General features: G+C 59.3%; 7 protein-coding genes. 5 read left to right on the plus strand and 2 right to left on the minus strand.

The features are described 5' to 3' along the window. The coding region (locus B2W52_RS00395) for an NAD-glutamate dehydrogenase domain-containing protein (RefSeq protein ID WP_286800966.1) at positions 1–1,873 on the minus strand (1,873 nt) is incomplete at its 3' end. 159 nt (positions 1,874–2,032) lie between these two features. Between B2W52_RS00395 and B2W52_RS00400 the strand changes: the two genes are divergently transcribed. Further along, complete coding sequence (locus tag B2W52_RS00400; protein ID WP_008173814.1) at positions 2,033–2,485, plus strand: Lrp/AsnC ligand binding domain-containing protein; 453 nt, start codon at positions 2,033–2,035, stop codon at positions 2,483–2,485. A gap of 31 nt (positions 2,486–2,516) precedes the next feature. Here B2W52_RS00400 and paaY read toward each other — a convergent pair whose 3' ends face one another. Then, positions 2,517–3,116: a phenylacetic acid degradation protein PaaY gene (gene paaY, locus B2W52_RS00405; protein WP_008173812.1), complete on the minus strand. Its 600-nt coding sequence runs from the start codon at positions 3,114–3,116 to the stop codon at positions 2,517–2,519. 384 nt (positions 3,117–3,500) lie between these two features. Here paaY and paaG point away from each other — a divergent pair, with 384 nt between their 5' ends. The 4 genes from paaG to pcaF all read left to right on the plus strand — a co-directional run. After that, on the plus strand, positions 3,501–4,292 hold the full coding sequence (gene paaG / locus B2W52_RS00410; protein WP_008173811.1) for a 2-(1,2-epoxy-1,2-dihydrophenyl)acetyl-CoA isomerase PaaG: 792 nt from the start codon (positions 3,501–3,503) through the stop codon (positions 4,290–4,292). Positions 4,293–4,295: 3 nt separating this feature from the next. Further along, complete coding sequence (paaH, locus tag B2W52_RS00415) at positions 4,296–5,816, plus strand: 3-hydroxyacyl-CoA dehydrogenase PaaH (protein WP_008173809.1); 1,521 nt, start codon at positions 4,296–4,298, stop codon at positions 5,814–5,816. Further along, a complete protein-coding gene (gene paaI, locus B2W52_RS00420) occupies positions 5,813–6,259 on the plus strand; it encodes a hydroxyphenylacetyl-CoA thioesterase PaaI (protein ID WP_008173807.1) in 447 nt (148 codons plus the stop codon). The genes paaH and paaI overlap by 4 nt, the downstream gene beginning before the upstream one ends. A gap of 14 nt (positions 6,260–6,273) precedes the next feature. After that, positions 6,274–7,307: 3-oxoadipyl-CoA thiolase (pcaF, locus tag B2W52_RS00425; RefSeq protein WP_286800990.1), on the plus strand; the 1,034-nt coding region annotated here is incomplete at its 3' end.

The following is a 7,307-nucleotide window of genomic DNA, read 5'->3' on the forward strand; positions in this document are numbered from 1 at the left end:
TGATGCCCAACACCTTGCGCATCTGCGACGACACAGGAATAGACTTCATGGACCTGGAGAAAACACCGCCCCCGTCGCTGATCAGCTGGGTATCGTAATCGGCCCAGGATGAGCCGGACAGTTTGAAAAGCCGCTCTCGCTCGCGAAACGAGGCCGCAGCATCCGGATCCGGGTCGACAAAAATATGCTGGTGATTGAATGCACCGATAAGTCGAATTCGGTCGGATAGGAGCATGCCGTTGCCGAATACATCGCCACCCATATCGCCAATACCGACCACGGTGAACTCATCGCTCTGGGTATCGGTGCCTTTTTCCAGGAAGTGCCGTTTCACCGACTCCCAGGCGCCCCGGGCGGTGATACCCATTTTCTTGTGGTCGTAGCCCTCACTGCCCCCGGAGGCAAAGGCATCGCCCAGCCAGAAGTTGTACTCTGCCGCCAGTGCGTTGGCGATATCGGAAAACGTGGCTGTGCCCTTGTCGGCGGCGACCACCAGATAGGTGTCATCACTGTCATAGCGAACGACATTGGCAGGAGGGACTACCTGGCCGTCATCAAGGTTATCAGTGATATCCAGCAGCCCCCTTATGAAGGTCTGATAGCAGGAAACCCCTTCTTCGCGAACGGCCTCCCGAGAGCCATCCCTGGGCGGCTGCTTCACCACGAAGCCACCCTTCGCGCCTGCAGGCACGATCACCGAGTTCTTGACCTGCTGGGCCTTCACCAGGCCAAGGATCTCCGTACGGTAATCCTCAATCCGGTCGGACCAGCGAAGGCCACCCCGCGCGACTGGCCCGGCACGCAGATGCACGCCTTCGATTCGGGGCGAATACACAAAAATCTCGAACTTTGGCCTTGGGCGCGGTATGTCAGGAATCGACGACGGATCCAGCTTGAGCGACAGATAGGACGGAAACCCGCCATCCTCCCGGACCTGGAAATAGTTGGTTCTCAGCGTTGCCCGAATGAGCATGAAGAAACGCCGCAGAATGCGGTCGTCATCGAGGCTCGCCACCGCTTCCAGCGAATCCCGCAGCTCTGCCTCAAGCTTTTCTGTCCTGGACTTACGTCCTTTTACCCCGGGCTCGAACCGATTGAAAAAGAACGCCACGAGCCGCGAAGTGATATCCGGATGCCGGGCCAGGGTTTCTGCAATGAACGGCTGGCTGAACCCGAATCGCAGTTGTTTCACGTAACGGGCATAGGCTCGGATCAGCGCCACTTCCCGCCAGCTCAGGCCGCAGAGCATGATCAGCTGGTTGAAATCGTCGTTTTCTGCAAAGCCGTTCCAGATCTCCCGGAACGCCGACTGGATCAGCGGCCTTGCAGCTCTCAGGTCGGCTTGCCGGCACCGGTCGTGGAGTTCGACGGTAAAATCACTGACGCCGAAATTTTCGCCATCCCGTCGACGAACCCGGTATGGGTGCTCGCCCAGAACCCGCATACCCAGGTTCTCCAGAATCGGAATCACATCTGACAGGATAACCGGCTGGCCTTCGCTGTAGAGCTTGAAGTGGAATCCGGTTTCGGAAGGATCTCTGGGTTGGTAGAACCGCATGGGCACATCGGTGCTGACGGCAATAGACTGGATCTGCTCAATATCGGCAAGTGCCTCTGACACCGGAAACCTCGCCCGGTAGGCCGAAGGGAACCCGCCACTGAACACCTGGGCATAGCGCCCGCCAATCGAGTCGCCGAAACTCCGGACCAGTTCGCCGTGGAGGTCGTCATCCCAGGATCGGGACTCCTCCACCATCCGGGCCACGATCTCCCGGAGTTCAAGGGAGTCGTCGTTATCGGACGCCTGGTTCTGGAGGACATCGGCAAGCTGTTCCAGCAGGGTTTGTTTTTGTAATGCGCGGGAATCGGTCATCGAAACTCTCCGGACTTGGTAAACGTTCTTACTGGGCTGATGAACCTACCAGTATACGCAAGGCCGGAAAGTCACTTAGACCATATAGTTTCGGATTAGAGGAGTTTCGATTATATTTGCCATATGATTTAGCCGTTAATTTAACCTGGAACAGACAACATGGCCGAATTGGATCGAATAGACCAATCCATTATTCGCGAGCTACAGAAGAACTCCCGAATCACGGTAACCGAGCTTGCGTCCCGGGTGGGCCTTTCCAAAACGCCATGTCAGGTGCGGATGCGCCGGCTTGAGGAGCACGGTTATATCACCGGTTATACGGCCCTGGTTAACCAGACCAAACTTGGTCTCAGCCACATTGCCTTCGCACAGGTTACCCTGAACGACACCAGCAGCGGCGCCCTGACCGCCTTCAACAAAGCTGTTCAGAGCGTCTCGGCGGTGGAGCAGTGCCACATGATTGCCGGGAACTTCGACTACCTGTTAAAAGTCCGAACCCGCAACATGCAGGAATACCGGCAGGTTCTTGGGGAGGAAATCTCGGCCCTGCCCCACGTGCTGCAAACCAGCACGTTTGTGGTTATGGAGAACGTCAAGGACGCCGGACTCTAAAAGCGATTTCCCGTATCCGGCGCCAAACCATCTATTCGGACTGCTCGTACTTGGGCTTGTAACCGCTGGCGTCCACCCGGGGCCGATCCGTCTCAGCTTCTGACAGTGGCTGGACCTCCTCAAGGCTTGCCAGAGAACGAAGCGTGAGTCGCTGGTACTCTTCTGTGCCCTTTCTCTTCCAGGCGATTTCCTTGTCGCTCAGCATGCGCATAACCTTGGCCGGCGAGCCAACAATCAGCGATCCCGGCTCACAGGTAAACTTCGCCTTAACAAACGCGCAGGCGCCAACAATGGAGCGGGGTGCAATGTGCGCCTCATCCATCACCACCGCATTCATGCCCACCATGGCATCTTCTCCGACAACGCAGCCGTGCAGGATTGCGCCATGGCCGACGTGTCCGTTTTTCTCGACAACCGTATCCATCCCGGGAAAGGCATGCATGACACACGTGTCCTGAACATTCGACCCCTGTTTCAGAATGATCCGCCCGAAATCTGCACGCAGCGAAGCCGCAGGCCCCACGTAGCAATCCGGTCCGATCCAGACATCCCCAATGAGAACGGCGGTTGGATGCACATAGGCGGACGGATGAACAACAGGAACAACGCCTTCTATACTGTAGCTGGGCATAACGGTCTCCTTCGCGGACGGGCCTGGCAGCGCTCCGCCAAACGACAGGCTGAACGTGGGACCCGAAAAGTCATTGTGATTCATTTTCTGTATCACATTATCCTTTTCCGGGAGATTTTTCATACCTTAGCGCCTGTTTTGAGACGAGAATCCACCCCTGCAATGGCTCAAACCTGAGAGCGCTGATGAATTTTTACCGGATATTCAGCAATATAGACAAAGCAGGCGATTACCTCCGACCAAAGTGATACAGAACCAAGCCAGAACAATCCTTGACGAGTATCAATTCTAAGATATACTCATTTTCCACATTCGATAGCAGTGTGCCGATTTAACACACCTTTCGCGCTATCCCCCCTACAACAAACAACAGGACATACCGCCATGACTCAGCCGAGCATTCTTCTTGAAATCGATCAGGGCGTGGCTCTGCTTACCCTGAACCGTCCGGACAACCTGAACAGTTTCAACGTTGAAATGCATGAGCGTATGCGCGATGCCATCAGCACCGTGCGCAAGGATGAGTCTGTCCGTGTACTGGTCATCACCGGCTCCGGCCGGGGTTTTTGTGCGGGGCAGGATCTTTCCGACCGCAGCGTCTCGCCAGATCAGGAAATGCCGGACCTGGGCGCCTCTCTGGAGAACTATTACAACCCGCTGATGCGAAGCCTCCGGGATCTGCCGATGCCCGTGCTCTGCGCGGTTAACGGGGTGGCCGCTGGCGCCGGCGCCAACATTGCCCTGGCCTGCGACATTACCCTCGCGGCCCGCTCAGCCAATTTCGTTCAGGCCTTCTGCAAACTGGGGCTGGTACCTGATTCCGGCGGCACCTGGACTCTGCCCCGGGTAGCGGGCATGGCCAGAGCCAAAGGCATGGCACTTCTGGGCGACAAGATCAGCGCCGAGCAGGCCGAGAACTGGGGCATGATCTGGCGTTGCGTTGATAACGAGCAACTCATGGAAGAGACCATGAAACTTGCCCGCCATTTCGCGACCCAACCGACCAAGGGCCTTGCACTGATCAAGCGGGCACTGCACGCCAGCGCCAGCAACACCTTTGAAGAGCAGATCAATCTGGAGCGCGATCTGCAGCGCATGGCGGGACAGACCGAAGACTACCGTGAGGGCGTTGCCGCCTTCATGGAAAAACGCACGCCGAACTTCAAGGGGAAATAAGCCATGCCGGCACTGGATACTCAAACCAAAGTTGCCGTCGTCGGCGCCGGCGCCATGGGCTCCGGCATTGCCCAGGTGGCCGCCCAGGCAGGCCACCAGGTTTACCTGCACGACCAGAGAGAGGGTGCCGCCGAGGCGGGCCGTGACGGTATCGCGAAGCAGCTTCAGCGTCGTGTCGACAAAGGCAAGATGCAGCAGCAGGAGCTGGACGATGTGATCGGCCGGATTCACCCGGTTGCAAAGCTTGATGACGTCGCAGACGCCGGGCTGGTGATCGAGGCCATCATCGAAGACCTCCAGATCAAACGTCAGCTGCTGGCGAGCCTTGAAGACCTGTGTACCGCCGATACGATCCTCGCCACCAACACCTCCTCCATCTCTGTTACCGCCCTCGGTGCTGACATGAGCAAACCGGAGCGTCTGGTGGGCATGCACTTCTTCAACCCGGCACCGCTGATGGCGCTGGTCGAAGTGGTCATGGGGCTGGCGACCAGCAAGACCGTTGCCGATACCGTCCATGCCACGGCCACCGCCTGGGGCAAGAAGCCGGTGTATGCAACGTCGACTCCGGGCTTCATCGTGAACCGCGTGGCCCGTCCGTTTTACGCGGAGAGCCTTCGCCTCCTTCAGGAGCAGGCCACCGATGCCGCCACCCTGGATGCGATTATCCGCGAAGCTGGCCAGTTCCGCATGGGCGCATTCGAGCTGACCGACCTGATCGGACACGACGTCAATTATGCGGTTACCAGCTCTGTCTTTAATTCCTATTATCAGGACCCCCGCTTTCTACCGTCGCTGATCCAGAAAGAACTGGTGGAAGCCGGTCGCCTGGGACGCAAGAGCGGCCAGGGGTTCTATCCCTATGGCGAGAGTGCGGAAAAGCCGCAGCCAAAGACCGAGCCGGCACATCAATCCGATGAGTCCGTGGTCATTGCCGAAGGCAATCCCGGCGTAGCCGCACCGTTGCTGGAGCGACTGAAGGCAGCCGGCCTGACCATTATCGAGCGCGACGGCCCGGGCCAGATTCGCTTCGGCGATGCGGTACTGGCACTTACCGACGGCCGGATGGCTACCGAGCGTGCCGCCTGTGAGGGCCTCGCCAATCTGGTGCTGTTTGACCTTGCCTTTGACTACAGCAAAGCAAGCCGGCTTGCCCTGGCGCCTGCCGATCAGGCGTCCGACGCAGCGGTTTCCTGTGCCTGTGCTTTACTGCAAAAAGCGGGTATCGAAGTCAGCCTGATCGCGGACCGGCCGGGGCTGGTCATCATGCGTACCGTCGCCATGCTGGCGAATGAAGCGGCCGATGCGGCTCTGCACGATGTTGCAACGGTCGCGGATATCGATCTGGCAATGAAAGCGGGCCTGAACTATCCCGACGGCCCCCTGAGCTGGAGCGACCGCCTGGGCGCGGGCCACGTGTTCAAGGTGCTCACCAACATCCAGACCAGCTACGCAGAGGACCGCTATCGCCCTGCCCTGCTGCTCCGGAAGAACGCATTTGCACAGAAGGGGTTTTATTCATGAGCGAGATGGATCCGCAAGTACTCGCCGAAGAATGCGCCAAGGCCATGTTCGCGCGGGACCGCGCCAGCCAGAAACTGGGCATGAACATCGAGTCCGTTGCCCCGGGCAAGGCAGTGCTCACCATGACGGTCACCTGCGACATGATCCAGGGCCACGGCTCCTGCCACGGCGGTTACCTGTTCACCCTGGCCGATTCGGCGTTTGCGTTTGCCTGTAACAGCTACGACCGCGCCACCGTGGCCTCCGGTTGCAGCATTGATTACATGTACGGCGCCAAAGAGGGCGACCTGCTGACCGCCACCGCCGAAGAACAGGCCCGCGGCGGCCGCACCGGCGTTTACGACATCACACTAACCAATCAGGACGGCCGCAAGGTTGCCCTGTTCCGGGGCCGCTCCTACGAGGTTCGTGGCACCGTTCGCAACTCGGAGGAAACTGCATGAGCACCGACAACACCTTGAAAGACGCTTACATCGTCGATGCCATTCGCACCCCCATCGGTCGTTATGGCGGCGCTCTCTCCGCAGTGCGTGCAGACGACCTGGGCGCCATCCCCATCAAGGCGCTGACCGAGCGTCATCCCGACCTGGACTGGTCGAAAGTTGACGACGTTCTCTACGGCTGTGCCAACCAGGCCGGCGAAGACAACCGCGACGTTGCCCGCATGTCCCTTCTGCTGGCAGGCCTGCCGGTAGACGTGCCGGGCAGCACCATCAACCGCCTGTGCGGTTCCGGCATGGATGCAGTGGGCAGCGCCGCCCGGGCCATCCGTACTGGCGAAACCCAGCTGATGATTGCCGGCGGCGTCGAATCCATGTCTCGGGCTCCCTTCGTTATGGGCAAGGCCGAGTCCGCGTTCAGCCGCAAGGCGGAGATTTTTGACACCACCATCGGCTGGCGTTTTGTAAACCCGGTCCTGAAAAAGCAATACGGCATCGATTCCATGCCCGAAACCGCCGAGAACGTGGCGGCCGATTTCGGCATTTCGCGGGAAGATCAGGACGCCTTTGCCCTGCGCAGCCAGCAGCGCACAGCGGCCGCCCAAAAGGATGGCCGATTCGCTACGGAGATCACACCGGTCACGATTCCCCGTCGCAAGCAAGACCCACTGGTGGTGGATACTGATGAGCACCCCCGGGAAACCAGCCTTGAAAAGCTGGCCTCGCTGCCGACCCCGTTCCGTGAAAACGGCACAGTCACCGCCGGTAACGCGTCCGGCGTGAACGACGGCGCCTGCGCACTGCTGCTGGCCGGAGCCGATGCTCTCAAGCAATACAACCTTAAACCCCGCGCTCGAATCGTTGCCATGTCAACGGCCGGCGTGGAGCCCCGGATCATGGGCTTTGGCCCGGCTCCCGCCACCCGCAAGGTTCTGGCCACGGCCGGCCTGGAACTGGCGGATATGGATGTGATCGAGCTGAACGAGGCGTTTGCCGCCCAGGCCCTGGCAGTTACCCGGGACCTCGGCCTGCCGGATGATGCCGAGCACGT

Origin of the sequence: Marinobacter sp. UBA2498, assembly GCF_002341575.1 — a bacterium.
In the GTDB taxonomy this organism is placed as follows: domain Bacteria; phylum Pseudomonadota; class Gammaproteobacteria; order Pseudomonadales; family Oleiphilaceae; genus Marinobacter; species Marinobacter manganoxydans.